The sequence below is a fragment of the Micromonospora sp. HM134 genome (assembly GCF_007833915.1).
GTDB lineage: Bacteria > Actinomycetota > Actinomycetes > Mycobacteriales > Micromonosporaceae > Micromonospora > Micromonospora wenchangensis.
The window spans coordinates 4,977,902-4,998,730 of record NZ_CP041061.1 but is presented as its reverse complement, the minus strand read 5'-3'; the positions used below and the strand labels follow the sequence as shown (position 1 = coordinate 4,998,730).

The 20,829-nt window shown below is 69.7% G+C and carries 20 protein-coding genes and 3 pseudogenes; 12 read left to right on the top strand and 11 right to left on the bottom strand.

Going from position 1 to position 20,829, the window contains the following annotated elements:
• Positions 1 to 3: 3 nt before the first annotated feature.
• Both FJK98_RS21455 and FJK98_RS34575 read right to left on the bottom strand, forming a co-directional pair.
• Positions 4 to 1,134, bottom strand: coding sequence for an NAD(P)/FAD-dependent oxidoreductase (locus FJK98_RS21455; RefSeq protein ID WP_145920630.1), 1,131 nt, complete (start codon positions 1,132 to 1,134; stop codon positions 4 to 6).
• A gap of 294 nt (positions 1,135 to 1,428) precedes the next feature.
• Positions 1,429 to 1,497, bottom strand: a pseudogene (locus FJK98_RS34575) (hypothetical protein); the annotation flags it as partial.
• A 262-nt stretch (positions 1,498 to 1,759) separates the two neighbouring features.
• On the opposite strand from FJK98_RS34575, the pseudogene FJK98_RS34845 reads away from it, so the two are divergent.
• Positions 1,760 to 2,095 (top strand): annotated as a pseudogene (locus FJK98_RS34845) (hypothetical protein); the annotation flags it as partial.
• Between the two features lie 86 nt (positions 2,096 to 2,181).
• Positions 2,182 to 2,388 (top strand): hypothetical protein, encoded by a 207-nt coding sequence (locus FJK98_RS34210; protein WP_240762225.1) that lies wholly within the window; start codon positions 2,182 to 2,184, stop codon positions 2,386 to 2,388.
• A gap of 221 nt (positions 2,389 to 2,609) precedes the next feature.
• Here FJK98_RS34210 and FJK98_RS21440 read toward each other — a convergent pair whose 3' ends face one another.
• The 3 genes and pseudogenes from FJK98_RS21440 to FJK98_RS34840 form a co-directional block, all read right to left on the bottom strand.
• Positions 2,610 to 4,511, bottom strand: coding sequence for an alpha-L-fucosidase (locus FJK98_RS21440; RefSeq protein ID WP_145919164.1), 1,902 nt, complete (start codon positions 4,509 to 4,511; stop codon positions 2,610 to 2,612).
• 50 nt (positions 4,512 to 4,561) lie between these two features.
• Positions 4,562 to 6,031: an arabinofuranosidase catalytic domain-containing protein gene (locus tag FJK98_RS21435; protein ID WP_145920629.1), complete on the bottom strand. Its 1,470-nt coding sequence runs from the start codon at positions 6,029 to 6,031 to the stop codon at positions 4,562 to 4,564.
• Between the two features lie 1,267 nt (positions 6,032 to 7,298).
• A pseudogene (locus tag FJK98_RS34840) lies at positions 7,299 to 7,643 on the bottom strand (substrate-binding domain-containing protein); the annotation flags it as partial.
• An 83-nt stretch (positions 7,644 to 7,726) separates the two neighbouring features.
• On the opposite strand from FJK98_RS34840, the gene FJK98_RS21425 reads away from it, so the two are divergent.
• From FJK98_RS21425 to FJK98_RS21415, 3 genes are read left to right on the top strand one after another with little or no spacing between them, the layout of a single operon-like run.
• The gene (locus FJK98_RS21425) at positions 7,727 to 8,101 is read left to right on the top strand and encodes a helix-turn-helix transcriptional regulator (RefSeq protein WP_145920627.1); all 375 of its coding nucleotides are present in this window, start codon (positions 7,727 to 7,729) and stop codon (positions 8,099 to 8,101) included.
• On the top strand, positions 8,098 to 8,577 hold the full coding sequence (locus tag FJK98_RS21420; RefSeq protein WP_145920626.1) for an SRPBCC domain-containing protein: 480 nt from the start codon (positions 8,098 to 8,100) through the stop codon (positions 8,575 to 8,577). The genes FJK98_RS21425 and FJK98_RS21420 overlap by 4 nt, the downstream gene beginning before the upstream one ends.
• Positions 8,578 to 8,581: 4 nt before the next feature.
• The gene (locus FJK98_RS21415; protein WP_145920625.1) at positions 8,582 to 9,145 is read left to right on the top strand and encodes a dihydrofolate reductase family protein; all 564 of its coding nucleotides are present in this window, start codon (positions 8,582 to 8,584) and stop codon (positions 9,143 to 9,145) included.
• Positions 9,146 to 9,553: 408 nt separating this feature from the next.
• Here the strand turns inward: FJK98_RS21415 and FJK98_RS21405 are convergent, their stop codons facing one another.
• The gene (locus FJK98_RS21405) at positions 9,554 to 10,306 is read right to left on the bottom strand and encodes an SDR family NAD(P)-dependent oxidoreductase (RefSeq protein WP_145920624.1); all 753 of its coding nucleotides are present in this window, start codon (positions 10,304 to 10,306) and stop codon (positions 9,554 to 9,556) included.
• A gap of 63 nt (positions 10,307 to 10,369) precedes the next feature.
• On the opposite strand from FJK98_RS21405, the gene FJK98_RS21400 reads away from it, so the two are divergent.
• On the top strand, positions 10,370 to 10,759 hold the full coding sequence (locus tag FJK98_RS21400; RefSeq protein WP_145920623.1) for a helix-turn-helix domain-containing protein: 390 nt from the start codon (positions 10,370 to 10,372) through the stop codon (positions 10,757 to 10,759).
• 35 nt (positions 10,760 to 10,794) lie between these two features.
• Here the strand turns inward: FJK98_RS21400 and FJK98_RS21395 are convergent, their stop codons facing one another.
• Positions 10,795 to 11,037, bottom strand: coding sequence for a hypothetical protein (locus FJK98_RS21395; protein ID WP_240762223.1), 243 nt, complete (start codon positions 11,035 to 11,037; stop codon positions 10,795 to 10,797).
• Positions 11,038 to 11,299: 262 nt separating this feature from the next.
• Between FJK98_RS21395 and FJK98_RS21390 the strand changes: the two genes are divergently transcribed.
• The 3 genes from FJK98_RS21390 to FJK98_RS21380 are packed head-to-tail and all read left to right on the top strand — an operon-like array spanning position 11,300 to position 13,165.
• Entirely contained in the window at positions 11,300 to 11,857 is a 558-nt protein-coding gene (locus tag FJK98_RS21390; protein WP_168222528.1) for a methyltransferase domain-containing protein, read from the top strand.
• A gap of 47 nt (positions 11,858 to 11,904) precedes the next feature.
• Positions 11,905 to 12,516, top strand: a complete 612-nt coding sequence (locus tag FJK98_RS21385; RefSeq protein ID WP_240762221.1) for a LuxR family transcriptional regulator — start codon at positions 11,905 to 11,907, stop codon at positions 12,514 to 12,516.
• Positions 12,500 to 13,165 carry an O-methyltransferase gene (locus FJK98_RS21380; protein ID WP_145920620.1) on the top strand — a complete coding sequence of 222 codons (666 nt, stop codon included), beginning with the start codon at positions 12,500 to 12,502 and terminating at the stop codon, positions 13,163 to 13,165. The genes FJK98_RS21385 and FJK98_RS21380 overlap by 17 nt, the downstream gene beginning before the upstream one ends.
• A gap of 135 nt (positions 13,166 to 13,300) precedes the next feature.
• Here the strand turns inward: FJK98_RS21380 and FJK98_RS21375 are convergent, their stop codons facing one another.
• The 3 genes from FJK98_RS21375 to FJK98_RS21370 are packed head-to-tail and all read right to left on the bottom strand — an operon-like array spanning position 13,301 to position 17,368.
• Complete coding sequence (locus FJK98_RS21375) at positions 13,301 to 14,302, bottom strand: hypothetical protein (protein WP_145920619.1); 1,002 nt, start codon at positions 14,300 to 14,302, stop codon at positions 13,301 to 13,303.
• The gene (locus FJK98_RS33680) at positions 14,299 to 16,497 is read right to left on the bottom strand and encodes a hypothetical protein (RefSeq protein ID WP_205789128.1); all 2,199 of its coding nucleotides are present in this window, start codon (positions 16,495 to 16,497) and stop codon (positions 14,299 to 14,301) included. The genes FJK98_RS21375 and FJK98_RS33680 overlap by 4 nt, the downstream gene beginning before the upstream one ends.
• Positions 16,490 to 17,368, bottom strand: coding sequence for a 5'-methylthioadenosine/S-adenosylhomocysteine nucleosidase (locus FJK98_RS21370; RefSeq protein WP_205789126.1), 879 nt, complete (start codon positions 17,366 to 17,368; stop codon positions 16,490 to 16,492). Before FJK98_RS21370 ends, FJK98_RS33680 begins: the two co-directional genes overlap by 8 nt.
• A 217-nt stretch (positions 17,369 to 17,585) precedes the next feature.
• On the opposite strand from FJK98_RS21370, the gene FJK98_RS21365 reads away from it, so the two are divergent.
• Together FJK98_RS21365 and FJK98_RS21360 are read left to right on the top strand one after the other, a co-directional pair.
• Positions 17,586 to 18,317: an NUDIX domain-containing protein gene (locus FJK98_RS21365; protein WP_145920618.1), complete on the top strand. Its 732-nt coding sequence runs from the start codon at positions 17,586 to 17,588 to the stop codon at positions 18,315 to 18,317.
• On the top strand, positions 18,307 to 18,837 hold the full coding sequence (locus FJK98_RS21360; RefSeq protein WP_145920617.1) for a hypothetical protein: 531 nt from the start codon (positions 18,307 to 18,309) through the stop codon (positions 18,835 to 18,837). Before FJK98_RS21365 ends, FJK98_RS21360 begins: the two co-directional genes overlap by 11 nt.
• A 182-nt stretch (positions 18,838 to 19,019) precedes the next feature.
• Here FJK98_RS21360 and FJK98_RS21355 read toward each other — a convergent pair whose 3' ends face one another.
• On the bottom strand, positions 19,020 to 19,661 hold the full coding sequence (locus tag FJK98_RS21355; RefSeq protein WP_145920616.1) for a DUF1062 domain-containing protein: 642 nt from the start codon (positions 19,659 to 19,661) through the stop codon (positions 19,020 to 19,022).
• A gap of 375 nt (positions 19,662 to 20,036) precedes the next feature.
• Between FJK98_RS21355 and FJK98_RS21350 the strand changes: the two genes are divergently transcribed.
• Positions 20,037 to 20,813: a maleylpyruvate isomerase family mycothiol-dependent enzyme gene (locus FJK98_RS21350; RefSeq protein ID WP_145920615.1), complete on the top strand. Its 777-nt coding sequence runs from the start codon at positions 20,037 to 20,039 to the stop codon at positions 20,811 to 20,813.
• Positions 20,814 to 20,829: the final 16 nt, after the last annotated feature.

Here is a 20,829-nt window from a genome sequence, read left to right as displayed (position 1 = left end):
GGCTCACGGGCGCTCACCTTCTTCGGCCAGAAGCGCGAGCACGCTGTCGGGTGGCGTGCCGCCGAAGATGCTGGCCATCAGCTCCTCGTCCTGCGGGACCTCGGCGGTACGCGGGAACATGGCCTGTTCGTACTCCGCGATGGCGGCCTCGATGTCGCCGGGGCGGGCGGCGAGAGCCTTGCCGAGTTCGGCGCCGTCCAGCATGGCGAGGTTCGCGCCCTCGCCGTTCGGGGCGACCAGGTGCGCGGCGTCACCGAGCAGCGTGACGCCCGGGACGCGATCCCATCGGTGGCCGAGCGGCAGTGCGTGCAACGGGCGCAGGACCGGTCCGCCGTCGGCGTCGGTGATCAGCGCGGTGAGTTCGGGGGCCCAGCCCTGGAACTCCTGAACGACCCGGGCGGCGGCCGTGGCGCGGTCGGTGAAGTCGATGTCGTCGAACCAGTCCAGCGGGCGGGTGAGGGAGATGTAGGCGTGCAGGGTGCCGCCGCTCTCCCGGTGGGCGACGATCCCTTCGGTGGCCGACGGCGCGTACATCGATCCCTCACCGACCATTTTCGCCACCCTCGGGTGCCGGGTGGTGGCGTCGTACAGGTAGGTCTCGACGTACGACTCACCGGTGTACTCCGGAACGGCGTCGGACAGCAGCGGCCGGATCCGTGACCAGGCGCCGTCCGCACCGACCAGGAGTTCCGTCTCCATGGTCGAGCCGTCGGCGAAGGTGACCGCGTGACGACCGTGGCCGAGACCGCGTACGGTCCTGGCCTTCGCCCCCCAGCGGACCGCGCCAGTCGGGAGCGAGTCGAGCAGGATTCGCCTCAGGTCGCCGCGCTGTACCTCGGGGCGTCCGCCGGAGCCGTCGTCGCCCTTCTCGAACAGCACCGTGCCGTCCGTGCCGAGGAACCGCATCGCCTGGCGGCCCGCCAGCACTATGCGGCGGAACTCGTCGGTCAGCCCGGCGGCCTCAATGGCGAGTTGCCCGTTGTAGTCATGGATGTCGAGCATTCCGCCCTGCGACCGTGCCGCGGCCGTGGCCTCGGCTTCGTAGACCTCCACCGGCATGCCGTGCCCGGACAGGACTCGGGCCAGGACGAGACCGCCGAGCCCGGCGCCGATGATGGTGACTGGGTTGTTCATGATGCCCTCCCGGTGCGCGGATCGCTGCTCGCCAACAGTCGCCACTGCCGCTGACGTCCGGCTCTCACGGCGCGGACACGGCGCACCACCAGCCGCCCTGCGGTCACCGGACCGTTCCGCTCGGCCGCCGGGCGGAACGACTAGGACGTGACCCGGGGAAGGTGGCGCTCTGGCGGTCCGTCGCCAGCGAACTCGCGCTGAGGGGGTCGATGCGCAGCACGTAGTTGCTGTGCACAGGTAGCGGTCGGGGAAGTTGTAGGAGCGGAACGAGGACCAGGAGCTGTCGGCCAGCCCGGCGGTGCGGTAGAAGGTCGCGTCTGCCCGGAAGAGGGCGGTGTAGTCGTTGGCGGCGAGCCCTGCCACGTAACCGCTTGTGACGCAGGTAGTTGCCCGGGCGGTTCACCGACTCGAACGACACCCCGGCGGAGTCCGCGAGGCCGGGGACCATCCGCCACATCTGGTCCTGGCAGGGGTCGACAGGCGTACGGGTCGATGCGGACCGATCCGTTGGAGTGCCGACCGTAGTAGTCGGGAAGTCGGAGGACTTCAGCCGGACCCAGTTCGGGGTACCCCAGCTGCTGGTGGCGGCACTGTACCCGGCATCGGTGATGCCGGTGATCGAACCGTGCTTGCTGTTCAGCGGTGGGGTGTAGTCCCGCTGGTTGGTCACCGTCGACGAGTTGCCACTGACACTGCTGGTGGACCAGAGGGATGCTCCTTACACGCTACCGGCCGCGCCGCGGTGGATCGCCGAGGGTTGGAGCTGCTCGGGCCAGCACACTCGGCCGCGTCTCGGAACCGTCAGAAGCAAAGTTGCGAAATCCGGCCCAGGGCCAGGCGGCTGTGCCGGGCCTCGGCCGACACGAACTTTCCGCGTTGGACGCCGATCACCGCGGGCGACCGTCCCGGGAACTTCTTCGACGAGGTGCCGGCCGGCGGGGACATCCACGCGTTGCAGTACATCCTGCACGACTGGGACGACGACCGGTGTGTGCGCATTCCTGCGCGACTGCCGGCGGGCCAGGAACACCCGGACGGCCGGGGTGGTTGGCACTGGACACCGTCCTGCCCGAGGGTGACGCCGCCCATCCGGGCAAGAGCATCGACCTGGTCATCCTGGCCTCGTTCACCGGCCGGCAGCGAACCAGGGCGCAGTTCGCCGCCCTGTTCGACGCGGCAGGCCTCCGGCTGACCCGGGTCATCGCCAAACCGGAGCCGGGCTGGCTGTCGATCATCGAAGGCCGGCCGCGCTGAGCGGCCGGGCAATGGCCGGGCCCTGGCCCGCACCGTCCGATCCCGGTGGGTAGAACAGCCTGGCCGGCCCGGACGGCCGCATCCCGACGGACCCCACGGCATGCAGCGCCGTGGGGTCCGTCGTCGGAAAGCCGGGCACGTCGACGCACCGGAGACTCCGCGCGGACCGCGCAGGACGAACCTCGCCCCCAGCCGCCCAATCCCGGACGACGACCCGGGGCTTAGCTGGTGGTGCAGGTGATGCTGGCCGGCGGGTTGTTGGTGCCGTTCCACGTCGCGGTGAAGCCGAACGTGGTGGAGGCGCCTGCGGCGAGCGTGCCGTTGTAGGCGACGTTGGCGACCGTCACGTTCGCCCCGCTCTGGGTGTGACTGCCGTTCCAGATCTGGGTGATCGCCTGGCCGTTGGGAAAGCTCCAGGAGACCTTCCACCCGTTGATCGGCGACGCCCCGGCGGTGACGGTGACGTCGGCCTGGAAGCCACCGGCCCAGGAGTTGGTGATGGTGTACTTCGCCGTCGCCTGGCCGGCCGGCGGCGCGGTGGTGCCGGTCGGCGTCGGGGTCGGCGTCGCGGTGGGGGTCGCGCCGACGAAGGTTAGCTTGACCACGTACGCGAGTGCGTTGTACGGAGCGCTCGCCGAGGGCATGGCGACGTGCAGGCCGGACCCGTCCTGGGTGGGCCGGGGCAGGTTGACGTACGTGCCGGCGGTGGAGCCGAGCAGCTGCACGCCGGTCAGGTTGCCCAGGTTCACCCGGCTCGACGTCATCGTCGAGATGGTCAGGGTGCTGCCCGGCCAACCCAGCACCGTCGCGTACAGGACGGTGTTGTTCTTGTTGCGGGTGAACCGGATGTCCCGGTTGGTGCCCGCGCGTGGGGTGACGAAGGACCCACCGCCCATCTGGGTGGGTCCCTCGCCGTGGACGGACCAGGCCCGGGTGCCGTAGATCGACTCGCCGAACCGCCTGAGGTGGTCGCCGATGCCCCGCAGGATCGTCTGCTGCCCGGAGGGGATGACACCGTCGGCCGTCGGCGCGACGTTGAGGACCATGGTGCCGTTCTTGCTGACCCGGTCGATCAACGCGTGCAGCAGGGCGGTGGTCGAGTAGTAGCCGATGCCCTGGGTGTAGCACCAGCTGCTGCTGGAGACGCTGTCGTCGGTGAGCCAGTACGGGGACTGGATGCCCGCCGGGCCGCCCCGCTCGAAGTCGTAGACCTCACCGCGGTTGTTGAACCCGTCCTTGTAGGTGACCACCACGTCCCGGTTCCACGTGACAGCGTTGTTGTAGTAGTACGCCAGGAAGTCCAGTCGCCGGGCCTCGTCGATCCGGCCCAGGTAGAGGTCCTGCCAGATGAGATCGGGCTGGTAGCCGTCGATGACCTCCCGCAGCTTGTCGGTCCACAGCTGCTGCTCGGTGGCGTTGTCGAGCTGACCGTAGAGCTTGCGCAGGGTGGTGCTGGACTGCTGCGGCACGTACTGGTAATAGCCGCCGAAGTTCCACTGGTGGTGCAGCGAGACGAACAGCTTGAGACCCTTGGCGCGGATGGCGTCGGCGTGCAGCCGCAGCAGGTCCAGCTTCGGGCCGGTCGCCACGGAGTTCCACTCGTTGACCCTGCTGTTCCACATCGAGTAGCCGTCGTGGTGCTCGGCCACCGGGCCGGCGAACTTCGCCCCGGCGTCGACGAACAACTGGGCCCACTCGTTGGGGTCCCAGTTGCCGCCGGCGGATCTGAGCTTCGGCGCGAACTGCACCCAGTTGCCCGCCTTGTCGCGGGCCCCGTTGATGAAGTTGTGGTACGGCCAGGCCGCCGGATCGCCGTACGCGCTCTTGTGATGGTTGTTCTCGTACGAGCCGTTGTTGTACATGTTGCGCGGGTACCACTCGTTGCCGAACGCGGGAACGGTGAACGCCCCCCAGTGGTAGTAGATGCCGAACTTGCCGTCCTGGAACCACTCGGCGGCCGGTGGGTGCTGGTCGACCGAGGCCCAGGTGGGCGTGTAGCTCTGCGGCCCTGCCGTGGCCAGGGCGTTGCGGACGCCGAGCAGGCCGGTGGCGGCGGCGACGCCGGTGGCGCCGCCCGCGACGAGCAGGCCGCGGCGGGTCAGTCGAAGCGAGGACGAGGACATTGGACGGTCTCCTGCCCGGACGGTGGTGGGATGACCTGCCGCAGAAGGTGTCACCGGTAGCCGGCGGCGACGATGTTCGCCTGGACGGCGTTCTCGGTGGCGTCGGTGGGGTAGCCGGCGGTCATCACGCCCTCGTAGAAGGTGCCGGCCGCGCCGTGGCTGTTGTCGCCGCCGATACCGAGGATGATCGCGCCTTCCTTTTTCATCGGGTTGTAGCCCGCCACGTTGGGGCGTGCGCCGTTGTAGAAGGTCGACAGGCTGCCGGACTGGGCGTTGCCGCCACGGATGGCCCAGTGGTTGGGCTCGCCCTTGACGATGGCGGTGAGGTAGCGGTGGCTGATGCTGGGGTCGTTGGCGTTGTACTTCTGGTTGACCCCGGAGAAGAGGCCGTTCTCGAGGTCGGCCATGATCCACGGGCCGTTGCCGGCGCCGTAGCCCCAGACCTTGTTGTTGCCGAAGTAGATGGCCTCCATGGTGCCGTTGCCGTTGTCCCGGCTGTTGGTCTCGGCGTTGCCGTAGTCGAAGCAGCAGCCGCCGTTGTAGTGGGTGCCGTCGAGGATGGCGTACATCCCCTCGGGTTGGTCGCCCTTGGCGATGCCGTTGGTGGTGTTGTTCCGGTAGCCGGTGCCGGGGGCGACGAACACCCCGTACGCCTTCTGGCCGTTGAGCGTGGTGGGGGCGGCGGTGGCGTTGGCGAGGTTGTCGTATCCGCCGGGGGCGGGGCCGGGGAAACCGCCGGGAGGCGCCTGGGTGAGGTGGTTACCGCGGCCGCTCTGGTCGTAGATGATGGTGATCAGGCAGGTGGTGTTGGCGCAGAAGGTGTCCTGGGCGGCGGCGTTGGCGACTCCGCCGGCGGTCAGTGGGGTGATGTTGCGGGTGGTGTTGTCCGAGGCGCGGCGGACCTGGTAGAGGTTGCCGGTGTACGCGGCGTACAGGGCCCGGGTGGTGCTGTGCGCGGCCACGCAGGGCGTGTTGCCGGCGGCGTAGAGGTCGCAGGGCAGGCGGGTGCCCGGCGGCGGCGTGGTGGGTGGGGGCGTGGTGGGCGGAGGGGTGGTCGGCGGCGGTGTGGTGGGTGGCGGTGTGGTCGGGGTGACGCCGCCGGTGCAGGTCGTGCCGTTCAGCGTGAACGTGGTGGGGGCCGGGTTGCTGCCGGTCGCCGCGCCGTTGAAGCCGAACGAGGTGCTGCCTCCGGTGGGGATGCTGCCGTTGTAGGACACGTTGGTGACGGCGACCTGGGCGCCCGACTGGGTGTAGGAGCCGTTCCAGAGCTGGGTGACGGTCTGGCCGGCGTCGAAGCTCCAGGTGAGCCGCCAACTGGTGACCGGGTCGCCCAGGTTGGTGATGGTGACGCCAGCGCCGAAGCCGCCGGGCCACTGTGAACTGACCGTGTAGGTGACCTGGCAGCCGGCGGCCGCCGCGGACGCCTGGGGCGTCCCGACTGTGCCGCTGCTGATCAGGACCAGCGTGGCCAGGGCCGCGACCGGTCCCGACGCTCGACGCCGGACAGTGCCACGTTTCATGGAGTCCTCCAGATGTGGACGAGGTCACGGGCCCGCTCGGGTGGGCCCATGCGTTACGCCGCCTGTCGGCCCGAACTCCGGCAGACGGGAGGTGACCGTGCAGCCCGGTGAGTCCGCTGGTCGGTGCCGTCGGGGCTGGCGGCCCGGACGCCGGGGGCGCTGACCAGCCGAATCGGCGGCAGAGGGCGTGACCCAGCTGCTGCACTGAGGAGCAAGTTAACGTTAACATCAGAGCGTGTCAATGGTTGTGTCGACAGTGCTCCACCCCCGCCCCGGCCGCCCGAGGCAGCCTGCGAAAGCTCCCTCACCAGGGAAAATGGCGAAGCGTTGGCACTGTGTCCGCGGGCCGGCCGGGCGAAATCGACAGGTGGTGCGGGTGATGTGGGTGGCGCGGCCGGCGGCGGGTCGGGCGGGCGAATCCGGCCCGTCGGGGTGCCCCGTGCGCTCCGGGGGTAGGCCGGGAGGCCCCCGGTGGGCCTTTTGCCGTCGTCGGGCAGCTCCGGAGCGCGCTGGAGCCCTTCAATGATCCGAAACTGTTAACGCAAACATTATTCCACCCGTCGGCCTGATCCCCGAGCGGGTTGGGCCGCGTTTTAGCAGGTGAAGTTGCATTGCAGCGTCTCTTGTGGTGCGGGCTTTGCGGTGGAAGTGGTCGGCGACCGAGGGCTCAGAAGTTTCGAGAAAACTGGTGTCACATCTTGACGGACGCTGCCTTCATGCACGAAAGTCGATGTAGGTGGCATCGCGTGCGATCAGCGGCTGATGAGTCGGCAAAGATGCAGGTGAAGATATTCGGGCAGCACCTGTTAACGCTCTCACGGTGACCGGTCGACCGGTCACCGCCGGTGTCCACCGCCCAGGCTGCTGACGATCGGCGACGTCGACCGCCAGGTTTAGCTTTTCCCGCCGACCGAGTCGGGGTCGCGGTCGACCTCATCCTGCTCCGTGCCGCCCACCCCGCACCCGACGCGTCCACGCCGCGACGGCGTCACCCGCACCGGACAACCGCCAACCGCACGGTGTCCCGCATCACGACGCCCGAGCAGAGACCGCACGACCGACGCAGGAGCCACCTCATGCCATCACCACCACCGACGCGGTCGGCGTCGGTGGCGAGACCGAACCCGCCAATTTCGGCAACGCGGCCCTCTGGCGCTGAGCCGGCAGCTGCCCCCGCGCCGCGCGGGGGCAGCCGCCGACGTGCCTGGACCGACCCGGCGACGCCGATCCTGTGCGGACGAGCCGGAAGGTCGGGGAGGCGCGGTGGTCACCACACCTCCCCGACGGGTCGACCCGTCAGTGCGGGCATCGGCCGGCGACGCCGAGCGGCACGACGTCGGTCTGCCGGGACCCGTTGTCGTCCGGGCGGCGGACTGCCCCGCACCCCCGGCGGGTTGGCCGACGCCGGGCCGCATGGTGTCAGCAGCGGATCGGTGAAGGCCATCAGCGGCGAATCGTCGTCCCCGCCGACCGGGACGTCGCCGGGGACCGACAGGCCACGCTGGCGGGCAGCCCGGGTGGCGCCCGGCGCCATCAGGCCGGAAGCGCAGACCACGGCGGTGACGCCGCGGTCCAGCAATCGGCCGGCTGCCGCCTCGCCGCCCTCCACGCCGCGCATGGCGGTTCACGCCTTCGTTGACAGTGCCGATCGCGACACTATACGTTTAACACGTTGGTTAAGTGAGAGGGCTTTCGATGGCAGCCACCGATCAGCTCAGCGCGGTGTTCTCGGCGCTCGCCGATCCCACCCGACGGGCGATCATCGCCACGTTGGCCGCACGCGACGCCACGGTCACCGAGCTCACCGCTCCGCTGTCGATCTCGATGCCGGCGGTGTCCCGGCACCTGAAGGTGCTTGAGCGCGCCGCGCTCATCTCGCGGTCGCGGTCGGGCAAGTGGCGCGCGAGCCACCTCGAGGCTGCCCCGCTGCGCGAGGCGGCCGACTGGATCGAGCGCTACCGGCGTTTGTGGGACTCGTCCCTCACCCGCCTCGACGTCCATCTCGCCGCGATGCAGGCCGCTGAGCGGGCGACGGACCCGGCGACGCACGACGATCAGGAGAGGGAATGAGACCGGCGACTCCGCAGCTGGCGATCTCGCGTCTGTTCGACGCGCCGCGGAAGCTCGTCTACCGAGCTTTCACCGAACCCGAGCACCTGGCGGCGTGGTGGGGTCCGATCGGGAACTCACTGCCGCGCGACGAGATCGCGTTCGACGTGCGCCCCGGCGGATTTCAACGGTGGACCGAGGTCAACGCCGCTGACCCCGGCCTTCGCGTGCACGTCCACATCGACCTCACCGACGTCGTCGACGGCGAGTTGATCGACGGTGTCATGCGCGTCAGTGGGCGGCTGCAACAGGGCATCGAGCCGTTCGAGACGAGACTGCGCATCGAGTTCCACGACGACGCGGACGGTCGGACGCGACTGGAGATCCGCCAGTGGCTCCCCGAACATCTGGCGCGGCCGAGCGAGGAGGGCTGGCGTCAAGCCTTCACCAAGCTGGACGCCAACCTGGCGAATGCCCAGCTGACCACCGAGAGGTAGGGGCATGGCAAAGCTGATCTACATGAACAACGTTTCGCTCGACGGCTACATGGAGGACGAACGCGGCACCTTCGCCTGGTTCCCCATCGACGACGAAGTGTTCGCGTTCCAAACCGAACGCCTGCGGCCGGTGGGCACGTTCCTCTACGGGCGACGCCTGTACGAGGCGATGGCCGTCTGGGAGACCGACCCCGCGCTGGCGGCGAAGTCGGACCTCATGGCCGACTTCGCCAGCGCCTGGCAGGGGGCGAGCAAAATCGTCTACTCCACCACCCTCACCGAAGTCCCCACTGCCGACACCCGGGTCGAACGCCGTTTCGACCCCTCCGCCGTCCGCGGACTGAAGGCCACAGCCAGCAGCGACCTGATGGTCGGAGGCGCCGACCTCGCGGCACAGGCATTCAAGGCCGGGCTGCTCGACGAGTGCGAGCTGTTCATCCTGCCCATCGTCGTCGGTGGGGGTAAACCAGGGCTACCGACCGGCATGCGCGCCGAGCTTGAGCTCCTTGAGGAGCGCCGATTCGGAAACGGCGTCGTACACCTGCGCTACCGCCCCCTCGGACAGTGAACGAGGTCGTCGGGCAGCGTGGATCGTATGGTCGCGAATGATCCCTCGGTCTTACCTGCCGCCGGCTGGTGCAGGGCTCACCGCAGTCGTGTGTGCGGTGGTCGCCGGCCGCGCGGACCCACCTGTGCGGGCATCCGAGCCACGGCGGACGCCAGGACCCGCCACCGTCACCCACGCTGCGCCGGGCCGTGGCCTCCGCCACCTGGCCGTCGCTGACCGTGATGCCGACGACCTCCACGTCGTACGAGCGGGCCAGGTCGAGCGCCGGACCACCCACCCCGCACCCCCGATCGAGGATGCGCCGACCCGGCGCGGGCGTCAGCCGCTCATCTGGTGCTCTGGCCGCATACGTTCGCCGGGTGAGGTGGCGGACGCATCAACAGACGCGCCTCGGGCTGCCGGTGCCGGTCATCGCTGACCGCCGCTGGCGAACAACACTTCCCCGGTGATCCAGCGGGCGGCGTCCGAGGCCAGGAAGGTCACGACGGGGCCGTAGTCCTCCGGCGTGCCCAAGCGACCCAACGGGATCTCGGCGATCGCGGCCTCGGCCGCAGGTGAGCCGATGAAGCCCGCCGCCCGGGTGCCGTCGGTCTCCGAGGCGCTCGGCGCCACGGCGTTCACCCGGATGCCGCGTGGGGCCAGCTCCTTGGCGACGATCCGGGTGATCGAGTTCAGCGCGCTTTTGGTACCCACGTACACCGCGCTGTAGGCCGGGTGGCTGGATGTGCCGGCCGTGGAGATGTTGACAATGGACGCTGAGCGGCCGAGGTCCTCCTGAGCGGCGAAAGCCTGCATCGTCAGCACCGGGCCGAGGAAGTTGGTGTCGACCTGCCGGTGGAAGTCCTCGTCAGTGACAGCGGACAGGGGGGTGAACGTGGCGATGGCCGCGTTGTTGACCAGGACGTCGATGGGTCCGAATGCTTCTCGGGCGGTGGTGAACAGCGCTCGGACGTCTTCACGCCGGCCGACATCGCCCTGGACCGCGATTGCGCGTCCGCCGGCGGTGACGATGTCATTGACGACGCGTTCGGCACCGGCGGCGTCGGTGCGGTAGTTGACGATGACTGACGCGCCCGCCGTCGCGAGGGCGGAGGCGAGGTGGGCTCCGATGCCCTTGGCAGCGCCGGTCACGAGGGCTGTGCGGTCCTGCAGTTCGTTCATGCCGCTCAGACTAGGGAAGTTGCTCACTGGCAGTAAGTAGGCACCTTTTCGTAAGCTGCTTGCATGGCGGTAAGTTCTGAACTGCAGTCGGCGTACCGGCTGCTCGCCGGTGACACCTTCGACAGCCGGTGCCCCTCGCGCGCGATCGCGGATCAGGTGACCACCCGCTGGGGTACGTTGATCATCGCGGCGTTGATCACCGGCCCACACCGCTTCTCGGCGCTGCACCAGCGCATCGGCGGCATCAGCCAGAAGATGCTGTCACAGAACCTGAAGTCCCTCGCCCGCTCGGGCCTGGTCGATCGGCACGTCGAGCCGACCACGCCGCCGCAGGTGACCTACACCCTCACCGCGCTCGGGGAAAGCCTGGCCGAACCGCTGTGCGCGTTGCTGAGCTGGTTCGGCGCCCACACCGACGCCCTGCTCGAGGCTCAGCAACGCTACGACGGCTAGTTATCCCTCGTGAAGCGACGCGGAGGGAGGACGGATCACGACGAGAGGGTCCAGGCAGGCCAGGCCGATCTGAACGACCCTGTGGACACGTCACGGACGGTGTCCCCGTCGGCCTGCACCAGCTGGGCGATCACCGGAACCCGGTTGCCGCCGGCCGATGCGAGGAGCATCATCACGCGCCGGTACCGCACCGAGCTTGTGCTGCCCCGGCGCACGATCTGCTGCAGCTTCTGACCTTCCTGGTCGGTCAACCTGCGCACGAGGACAGGCTCGGCCACCTTGCCCCCAGCTGTCGGATCGGATGTCACCGCACATCCAATCGCGACAGCGGCCAACCGAAGTCAGCGCCGGTATCGACCGACGTCGGTCACATGTACGACCTCATGACCGAACTGTTCACCACTCTGCTCGACGGCAACATCCACGTCGGCTGCTGGACCGACGACGCGGACCGGGCCTGCGTCGCCGAGGCCTCCGGACGGCTCACCGACATGATGCCGCACCGCGTCGCTGCGGCTCGCCACCACCCGGCACGAGACGGTGCTGACGGGAATCCCCGTCAGCCACGGGCAGATCGACACGGCCAGAGCCCGCGCGCGGCAACTCGGCGTCGCCCACCGCGTACATTTCCGATACGCTGACGCCATGAACATGCCGTTTGCACCCGGTATGTTCGACGGGGCCTTCGCCATCGAATCCCTCATCCACATGCCGGACCAGGACCGCGCGCTCCAGGAGATCGGCACCGTGTTGCGCCCCGGCGCACGACTGGTCATCGCCGCCATCATCGACAGACACCCGGCAGGCGGCCCCGAACAAGAGATAATCGACAATATCTGTGCCGTGACGCAGTGCCGCGCCATCGCCGCCCTGCCCGACAGACTTGACCGGGCGGGTTCCGAGGCCCTGGAGTTCGACGACCTCAGCGCCAACGTGATGCGGGCGTTCGCGGTGCTGTCCGACCGCATGCGTGAGGTCCGGGCCGACTTCGTCGCCAGGATCGTACCCGCGTACTTCGACCAGCTGGTCGAACTGTTCCGGCGCTGCAGCGGCGTCGCCGCGGCCGGTTACGTCCTGGCGGTGGCCCAGCGCCGATGACCGCGAGGGGAAAGGGTCCATCCCATCGATCGGTGGGGAGTCACCAGGTGCTTTCCCGGCATCAGCTCGCCCTGCTCGCCGACCCGGCACCCGACGACGGGCGACACCGGGCACCGCCCCACGACCGGCCCGAGCTGACCGGCAGATCAGCCGAGAGAGAACTGCTCGACGCACTGCTGCGCGGCCGCGCACGCCTCCCCGCCCTGCTGGTCGGCAGCGGGGTCGGCAGCGGCAAGACGGCCCTGCTGCGCGCCACCGACGACCAGGCCCGCCGGGCCGGCCGCCGCGTCGTGTGGGTCACCGGCGCACCCGCCGAAGCCGACCTGCCCTACCCGGGTCTGCATCAGCTCCTCTACTGCCTGCGCACGGACCTCGACCTCGGCGCCAGACCGTGGGCGGCACGGGCCCGCAACGAGCTACGTGCCGCCCGGCCCGCCGAAGGACCGGCCGGGCCCACCGCGCAGGAGAAGTCCGTCGCCAGGCTCGCCGCCCAGGGCCTGACGAACAAGCAGATCGCCGTCCGGCTGCGCCTGTCGGACCGCACCGTCAGCGGACACCCTTACAAGGTCTACCCCAAGCTCGGGGCCACCTCACGGACCGGGCTGCGTGACGCCCTGGAGATACGAGCCGGATGGGATGCGGATGGCACAGCAGACTGAGTTCACCGAGGCCCTGCTCGACTACGTCCGGCAGGTCTCGCTGCGCGACGACGAGATCCTCGCCGACCTTCGTCGGGAGACCGCCGCCCTGCCGATGGGCCGGGCGATGCAGATCATGCCGGAAGAGGGCCAGCTGCTGGCCCTGCTCGTCAGACTGACCGCGACGTCGCTTCCGGTGGTCGAAGTCGGGACCTTCACCGGCTACAGCACCCTGTGCATGGCCCGGGCCCTCCCACCCGGTGGCCGGCTGATCACGGTGGACATCTCCGAGCGGTGGCCGATGATCGCCGCACCGTACTGGGATCGTGCCGGGATGGCCGACCGCATCGACGTACGCATCGGTGCAGCGCGGGAGGTCCTGGCCGACCTGGAGCGCGAACTCGGACCGGGCGCGGTGGACCTGGTGTTCATCGACGCCGACAAGGCGGGCTATCCGGACTACTACGAGGCCGCGTTGCGACTCGTCCGCCGGGGCGGGCTGGTCGTCCTCGACAACACGGTGTTCTTCGGCCGGGTGCTCGACGAGGAACACCAGGACCGGGACACCGTCACCATCCGGAAGCTGAACGTCTCGCTGCTCGCCGACGACCGGGTCGACCTGGCGATGCTGTCCTTCGCCGACGGCCTCACGCTGGCGGTGAAGCGCTGACCCGACCATCCGCATCGACCTGGAAAGGTGCCGGCGAAAACCAGTTCGGAACGCCGACAGGACCCGAAAACCCGGCGACGCAGAATGAGTGACGCGGGCGTCAGGGTGTTGGCGGTGAGACGCGGCGACCACGGGTCACCGCACCCAGACGAGACTGTAGAAGGTCAACTTCGGCTTTCCGGTGAACCACTCGCTGCCCGGCCAGATGACGACGTAGCCGAGATCAGCCTCGGCGGTCTTGACGCAGGCCGCGAGCGGTGCCGCCACCGGGTTGTCCACCCCCCGACCCAGGCGCACCATCCGCTGCGCGACGGTGAGCGGCGGAAACTCGTCACTCCACTCCCGCTGAGCAAGGCAGTCCGCCTCGCTCGGAAGATCGTCGGTGGTCACCGAGTCGAAGATCTGCGGCCGGAGCACCCGGGAGACCTGTGCCCCGTTCACCAGTTCCAGTCTGTGGGTGACGTGGTCGAAGGCGACGTCCGCGGTCGTGCCGGACTGGCTGCGCTCCAGGTCCAGGTAGGTGTGTTCACCGTTCACGGTGAAGGTCACCTTCTCGACGTCGATGCGGGCCGGGCCGTACACCTCGGTGTTCTTCGACGTCGCACCCGCGTCCGCGACGTCGATCTTCGCACCGGCCGCGACGAAGATGACGATGCGGTTGCGCTCCACCTCCTGCACGAAGCGGCCGTCCATGGTGATCCGCAGCTTGCGGCCGCTGTTGATCCGGAAGGTCTCGCACGTGGCGTCGGGCTTCTCGCGGGCCGCGATCGGGCACACCAGCAACTGGGTGACGTCGGCGGGCTCCGCCCGCAGGATGCGCACCGACGAACCGGCGTCGCGGACACCACCGTCGGCACCGACCCCGAACACCCCCAGCGGAGTCACGATGGACACGTCGTCGGTCTGCACCTCCACGCTGCCGTCCGAGTTGAGCACGAACTGCACCGGCAGCAACGGAGGCTGGTAGGCGACGTGCCCCATGATCCCGAGCTTCTTGTCCGAGGCCGGATTGTCACCGTCGGGCAGTTGCCACTCGTAGGGCATGGAACTGCCGAGGACGACGCCCCCGCCGAGGCAGCAGCCACCCAGGCAGATCAGCACGACGGCGATCACGGCCGCGATCGCCGTGCGGCTCACCGCGTACCCCCCGGGCCGGTGTCGTGCCCGAGGCTGTTCGCATCGGTGATGCGCTCCTGGCCGGCTTCGATGCCCCCCGGCTCCCGGCCCCACAGGCCGCCGCCGCGGCGGCGGTTCAACTCCTTGGTCAGCCAGGCGGCGCCGTCCACCACCACCGTTTCGAGGACGTCGAGTGCGTCGTTGACGCCGGTGCTGTCGAGGGCCAGCCGGGCGACCAGCCCCTCCGGTTCCCTACCGTCCCGCATCTGCACGAAGTCGCCCAGTTCGAGACTGATGGTGCCGAGAGTGTCGGTGCGGACGACGAAGTGCCGCTGTTGGATGTGCACTTCCATGGAGGGACCGGTGAACACGGAGACACCTCCGGAGGTGATCTGCGGTTGCGCGATCGGGGACGCCGGGCGGCGGATGCTCTGCTCGGTGACCTCAACCTCACGCAGCCCGCCGTAGGGAATCGAGCGACGGCTCGATCCGTGCAGCTCGCCGTTGGTGAAGTCCAGTTCGGAGCAGAAGTAGCGGATACCCGTCGCGGTCAGCAGGAACAGCGTCAGCACGTAGCGCGAGTAGCGGATCGGCCCGTAGATGACCCGGGCACTGCTCGCCCCCGCCGCGCCGGTGGTCAGCTCAAGGGCGTACGCCACCTCCGAGGCGGGGATTCCCCGTTCACGGAGCATGTCCGCCTTGAACACGAAGACATCCTGGGCCAGCCACGTCGCCATCTCCTGGTCGGTGGGACGGTCACTCAGGACCGCACTCCACCGCTGCCACTCGGCCTGCTCGGCCTCATACCGCTCGGCCCGCTCCCGGGACACGATCCGGTAGGTCGACTGTCGCGTCCACAACCTCGGCTGGGAGTACCAGAGCAGGGCGATGCCGCCTGCGGCGACGAGCAGCGGAAGCCCCGACTCCGTGCTGCCGTCGGGCAGCAACCGGGCGAGCACCAGCAGCGCCGCGACCGCCAGCAGGGCAACCGCGAACTGTTCGGCCCGCCTCAGCAGTGGCCGCTCGCGGTACGTGTCCTCGTAGGTGAGTAGCCGGCGGGTGCTCCAAACGTCGCGGGTCTGCCGGGCATGCCAGCGGGCGAGCCACAGCAGGTGCCCGTTGCGCAGCTCCGACTCGTCGTAGAGCAGCGCGAATTCGCGGGCGAGGGACTGGCGCAGCCCGAGGGTCATCGGTTCCCAGCTCGTCTGCTGTCCCGGTGCGAGACTCGCGAAGACCGCCTCGACCGTGCGGGTCGCAGCGTCCATCGCCTCCGGATCGACGGTCACACCCAGGCCGTGGCCACCGTGGAATCGATCAGCGTAGAACGCGAGCAGGGTGCGGCGGTGCTGCCGCTGCCACCGCGCGTAGCCGGCGAGGGGCACACCGATCCCGGCGAGGACGAGCGTGATCGCCAGCGTGGTGAACGCGCCGACCAGGCCGAGTTGCACCGCGACGCCGACCGTCCCGACCACCCCCAGCGCCAGCCCGGCCCAACGGGTCAGGGTCAGGCTCCGTGACGGCGGCACCTGCGCCCCGCCGAGTTCCCTGGGCTCAGCGGGGTCGGGTTCGAAGAACTTCCAGACGCGCTGCCGACGGTCGAGGATGTCGCCGGAGCGTTGTTCCCGGACCCGGTCGGCGTTCCGACGGAACACCTCGTCCTTGAAGGGGCCGGCGAGCAGGCCGTCGAGGTGCCGTTGGTGCTCCTCGGGAAGGTTCCCGTACGCCGCTGCCATCTCCTCGAGGTTGGTCCCCGAGGTTGCCCTGACGCCGACGTCCGTCGCACGGTCGCTGATGCCCATCGCGAAGTCGATGAGGGCCACCAGGCTGCCCAGCCGCTTGCGGTCGAGAAAGTCCTTGGCGCTCTCCTGGCCCGGGGCGCCGCCCTTGGCGACCAGCCGTCGGGCGTTGCCCAACGCCTGCAGGTGCCGATCGTCGAGAGCGCTCAGGGTCCGGTCGCTGAGCGTGGCGACGAGGTAGTGGTAGCACACCCCCGGCCGGTGACCGTACGAGGTGGCGAGCACCTCGGCCAGCAACTGCTCCGCGGCTCGGGACATGCCGCCATCGAGCAGGCGGACCGCCACCTCGTACTTCTTCTCGGGTGGGTCGTTCGGCCCGACGTAGTACGTGTGCACGCCACCGTGGATGGTGCCGCCGGTCGCGAATATCGGCGAGTTGGCCCCGGAGGTGTGTACGTGCTGACGGGGAACCTCAGCCATCTCCCTGCTCCCCCCGGTAGTCGAGGCGCACGCCGCCGTGGATGGTGCCGCCGGTGCCGATCACCGGGGACTGCGCCCCCGACGTGTGCACCGTGTAGCGGCTGTCGTCCGGGGCGGTCGGCGTGCCGGCGTCGCCGTGGTCGAGCCGGGCGGCCAACGCCAGCGCGAACGCCGCCGCGTGTGCCGCGGCCCTGGGCTGCCATCCCTCGGCGTCGGTCTGGTCCTTGCGGCCGCCGGCCTGGTCACTGATGCCACGGATGGTGGCCGTCGGCACCGCGTGGTTGACGTGTCCGGCGTGCGCTGCGCCGGCGCTCTCCATCTCCACCGCCACGGCGTCGGCGTAGTGCTCGTGCAGGCGCTGCGCCTCCGGCGTGGTGCGCCCGTTCAGCACCACCTCGCCTGCGGCGATAGGTTCGAAGTGGACCTTCGGTGCCGGGTGCAGGCCGCTCGCCCAGCCTCCGTCGAGGGCGAGGTGGCGGGCGACCTGCTCCAGTTCGTACGCGATCGGCCAGGCCTGCGGGTACGCCCGGAATCCGCTGTCCTCGCTGCGCCCGCCCTGGTAGGCGTACACCTTCGTGGCGACCACGACGTCGCCGAGGGCGAGCCAGTCGCGCAGTCCGCCGGCCACCCCGACGAAGAGCATCGCGCTCGGCCGGTAGTGGCTGATGGCGCGCTCGGCGATGACCCCGGCGGCGGGGTTACCGCGTCCGACGAGCGCCAGCGCGACCTGGCGGCCTGGCCCGTCGCCGGTCCCGGCGAGGGTGCCCACGTCGAAGTGGGTGCCGGCGGGGTGCCGCTCGACACGTATGTCCCGTAGGCGTTTCCTGATCTCGCTGCGCTCCACTTCGAGCGCCACCAGTACGACGATCATCAGACACTCCTCGTACGTCTCTCGCTGTTCGTCCTTTTTGGACTGTCAATGGATGCAACCGGGTCCGGTTCTGCGGTTGCGGGTGATTTGCGAGGTGCGGGCCGAGGGGGCGACCCATGGAGATGCTCAGCCGAGCTGCCGCCTCGGTGAGGACTTCCCTGCCGAGCGTAATTGTTCGTCGATGATATAGTCAAGCTGACTAAAAGAGGAGGGCGTTGTGCCGAACGACAAGCAGTGGACCGCCCCATTGATCGCGATCGCCGTCGACCTGGCGGTCTTCACCGTCCTGGCGGACCGGTTCGTTGTCCTGTTGGTCGAGCGCGGCATCGAGCCGGACCTCGGCTCCCTGGCCCTTCCAGGCGGTTTTCTGTCGACCGTGCAGGAGGATCTGACCCGCGCCGCGGTGCGGGAGCTGGCGGAGGAAACCGGGCTCGACCCCGGTCGAGTGCATCTTGAGCAGCTCGCCACGTACGGCACACCGGACCGGGACCCCCGACAGCGGGTCGTCACTGTCTGCTATCTGGCATTGACACCGACGCCGGGAGCGCCTGCTGCGGGCGGCGACGCGCGCCACGCCGACTGGTACCCGGTGGAGGAGATCCTCGCGGAGCCGAGCCAGCTCGCCTTCGACCACGCCCAGATCCTCACCGACGCCGTGGAACGCGCCCGCAGCAAGCTTGAGTACACCACCGTCGCCACGTCCTTCTGCGGTCCCGAGTTCACCATGTCCGAACTCCGCCGGGTCTACGAAATCGTCTGGGGGCGGTCCCTGGACGCCCGCAACTTCCACCGGAAGGTTCTCGCCGTGCCGGACTTCGTCCGGCCGACCGGAGAACAGACCACCCGCAACGGTGGGCGGCCCGCCGCGCTCTACCGCCCCGGCGACACCTGGCTGGTGCAGATCCCCATCCTGCGCGCCCGTCACGAGGGGGCCCACAATGTCCATTGATCCGCTGCGCGAGCTGCTCCTGGCCGAGTATGGGCAGCTCAAGGAAGAACAGCGCGCCCGCATCGGCCTGCGCGACAACCTCATCTACGTCACCCTGGCTGCATACGCTGCCATCGTGGTGGGGGTGACCACCCTGGGTGGCCAGGGGGCGTTGTTGCTCATCCTCTCGGGAGCGGCAACGGTCCTGGGCTGGACGCACCTTGCCAACGACGAGAAGATCTCCGCGATCGGTCGCTACGTCCGCACGGCGCTCGCCCCACGCGTGGAAGACCTGCACCCCCGGGCCGCGCCCGTGTTCGACTGGGAGGGGACGCATCGGCGCGACCAACGTCGACGACTGCGCAAGATCCTCCAGGCCTCGACCGACCTGCTCACCTTCAACATCCCAGCGCTCGGCGGGCTCGTCTACTACTGGGTCAACGGGCCCTGGCACTGGTCACTGATCACCGTGTCACTGCTGTTGCTCATCGCGAGCGCCGTTCTGGGCTGGCAGCGCCTTCTGCACGTCGACCTGGCCTGAACCGTACCGAACCGGTCGGGGGATGGGACCGGTCGGAGACGAGCTCGGCGCGCCCGGCCGGAACTCGGCCCCGAAGCCGACACCTTCGGGGCCGAGACCGTGCTGTCCCGGGTGGCCGGCTGACCCGACTACACCGACGAGTGCCCTGCAGTCAGGCTGCCCGATGGCACCCGGGCGGCAACTCAGGCCCGCTCGGCCGGCAGCGGTGGAGCGACGACCAGGAAGCGGAAATCCTCGCGCGCCCTGGCGGTGACGGGCAGGGGCAGCCGGATGCGCCCGGAGTCGACCATGCCCCGCAGGGCGGACCGGCTCAGACCGAACCCGGCGGTGAGCAGCTTCCCGACCCGTACGGGCACCGGCAGCTCGAACCTGACGATGACCTCGAGCGGCGCGGCATCCGTGCGCTGGAGGTCGTAGAACGGCAGGTCGGTGTCCAGCCGCCAGGTGCCGGTCCAGTCGAGCCGGTAGGCGGCCCGGCGGGCGAGCGTCGCGTCCATGGCCAACTGGCGCACCACGGCCGGATCGTTGTTCTCGAACATCAGGAGCCGCTCGTTGTCCAGCGCCCGCACGGCGACGCGCTCGTGGACGGGGATCTTCGAGGTGCGGCCGCACAGCACACAGCAGATCAGCAGCCACACGTCCAACAGCTTGTGGTTCGCGTTGACCCGGATCTTGCCGGTGGGACGGTGCCGCGTGGACCGGCACGACACACAGGGTCTGACGATGGTGGGCAGGGCGCGCTCGCTGACAACCCACAGCGCTTTACGGTCGATGTCGGCCTCACGGCCGTCAACCGGCACGCGGACATGGCGGGAACTGTTCATGGCTTCGGCGATTCCAGGGTCTCGGCGGGAGACACCCGGCAGCGCGACGGCGTGCCGTGGCCGTCCCGGGTCCGGTGACGGGTAGCCGGCGTCGCGGCGGGGAGCCTGCCGGCTGAGGCGACGTCGCAGGTCACGTCGCGTGAAGGAAGCCCGCACCGGTCGCCGGTGCGGGCTTCGGGTGGCATGGCGGTACGGGACGGGGAGATGACTCGAACCCGTCGTCGTCGCGCACGTGCGCCACCGGTCACTGACCCATGCGTGTCAGCATGGTCACCCCGTCGGCCGCCGGGCAACGGGTTTTCGCGCCACGCCCGCCCGGTGCCGGGGCGGGGAAATCCGCTGTCGCCCGTCGGACGGGGGTAGTACAAAGCCGCAGTGGAAGAAACCCTGGAGTTCGCTGACCTGTTACGGCTGATGGACGAACGATCGGACGCCTTCCGGGCGGCGGTCGCCGCAGCGCCGAGCCTCGACGTGCGGGTGCCGACCTGTCCCGAGTGGACACTGCTCGACCTCGTGCGGCACCTGGGCGAGGGACGCCGCAGGTGGGCCGCCATCGTGGCCGCGGGACCCGCCGACGCTCCGCCGGCGACGCCGACCCCGGTGGCGCCCCGTGACCGCGAGGACCTGCTGGCGTGGTTCACCGCGTCGACGGGGGAGCTGCTCGACGCGCTGCGGGAGGCCGGCCCGGAGCGGGGTTGCTGGACGTGGTGGGGCTCGTCGCAGGCACCACAGACGACGGGTGCCGTCGCCCGGCACCAGCTCCAGCAGGTCGCCGTGCACACCTACGACGCCCAGGTCGCGGTGGGTGGCCCGCAGCCGCTGCCGGACGCGGTGGCCCTCGACGGTGTCGACGAGTTCCTGACCACCTGCGTCGCGACGACGGTCGCGTGGCCGCACGCCCCCGCGATCGTCGACTACCACGCCGCCGAGGGCCGCTCCTGGCGGATCTGGTTCTCCGCCGACGGTGCCCGGACCGCCCGCCTCCCCACGCCGGCCGCCGTCGAGGACCCGGCGGTTGCCTACGTCGCCGCCTGGGGCACCGCCCACGAGCTGGTCATGTTCTGCTACGGCCGGCTGACCATGGACGCGCTGCGGATCGACGGCGACCGGCGCGTCTTCGACCAGTTGATCGCCTGGGAACCTGAGGAGTAGGACCCGACGGGCCCGG

What these genes read in the sequence shown, in the direction of transcription:
- FJK98_RS21455 (WP_145920630.1), bottom strand. Translation starts at nt 1,134, where the DNA reads ATGAACAACCCAGTCACCATCATCGGCGCCGGGCTCGGCGGTCTCGTC.
- FJK98_RS21440 (WP_145919164.1), bottom strand. Translation starts at nt 4,511, where the DNA reads ATGTCCTCGTCCTCGCTTCGACTGACCCGCCGCGGCCTGCTCGTCGCG.
- FJK98_RS21435 (WP_145920629.1), bottom strand. Translation starts at nt 6,031, where the DNA reads ATGAAACGTGGCACTGTCCGGCGTCGAGCGTCGGGACCGGTCGCGGCC.
- FJK98_RS21425 (WP_145920627.1), top strand. Translation starts at nt 7,727, where the DNA reads ATGGCAGCCACCGATCAGCTCAGCGCGGTGTTCTCGGCGCTCGCCGAT.
- FJK98_RS21420 (WP_145920626.1), top strand. Translation starts at nt 8,098, where the DNA reads ATGAGACCGGCGACTCCGCAGCTGGCGATCTCGCGTCTGTTCGACGCG.
- FJK98_RS21415 (WP_145920625.1), top strand. Translation starts at nt 8,582, where the DNA reads ATGGCAAAGCTGATCTACATGAACAACGTTTCGCTCGACGGCTACATG.
- FJK98_RS21405 (WP_145920624.1), bottom strand. Translation starts at nt 10,306, where the DNA reads ATGAACGAACTGCAGGACCGCACAGCCCTCGTGACCGGCGCTGCCAAG.
- FJK98_RS21400 (WP_145920623.1), top strand. Translation starts at nt 10,370, where the DNA reads ATGGCGGTAAGTTCTGAACTGCAGTCGGCGTACCGGCTGCTCGCCGGT.
- FJK98_RS21380 (WP_145920620.1), top strand. Translation starts at nt 12,500, where the DNA reads ATGGCACAGCAGACTGAGTTCACCGAGGCCCTGCTCGACTACGTCCGG.
- FJK98_RS33680 (WP_205789128.1), bottom strand. Translation starts at nt 16,497, where the DNA reads ATGGCTGAGGTTCCCCGTCAGCACGTACACACCTCCGGGGCCAACTCG.
- FJK98_RS21370 (WP_205789126.1), bottom strand. Translation starts at nt 17,368, where the DNA reads ATGATCGTCGTACTGGTGGCGCTCGAAGTGGAGCGCAGCGAGATCAGG.
- FJK98_RS21360 (WP_145920617.1), top strand. Translation starts at nt 18,307, where the DNA reads ATGTCCATTGATCCGCTGCGCGAGCTGCTCCTGGCCGAGTATGGGCAG.
- FJK98_RS21355 (WP_145920616.1), bottom strand. Translation starts at nt 19,661, where the DNA reads ATGAACAGTTCCCGCCATGTCCGCGTGCCGGTTGACGGCCGTGAGGCC.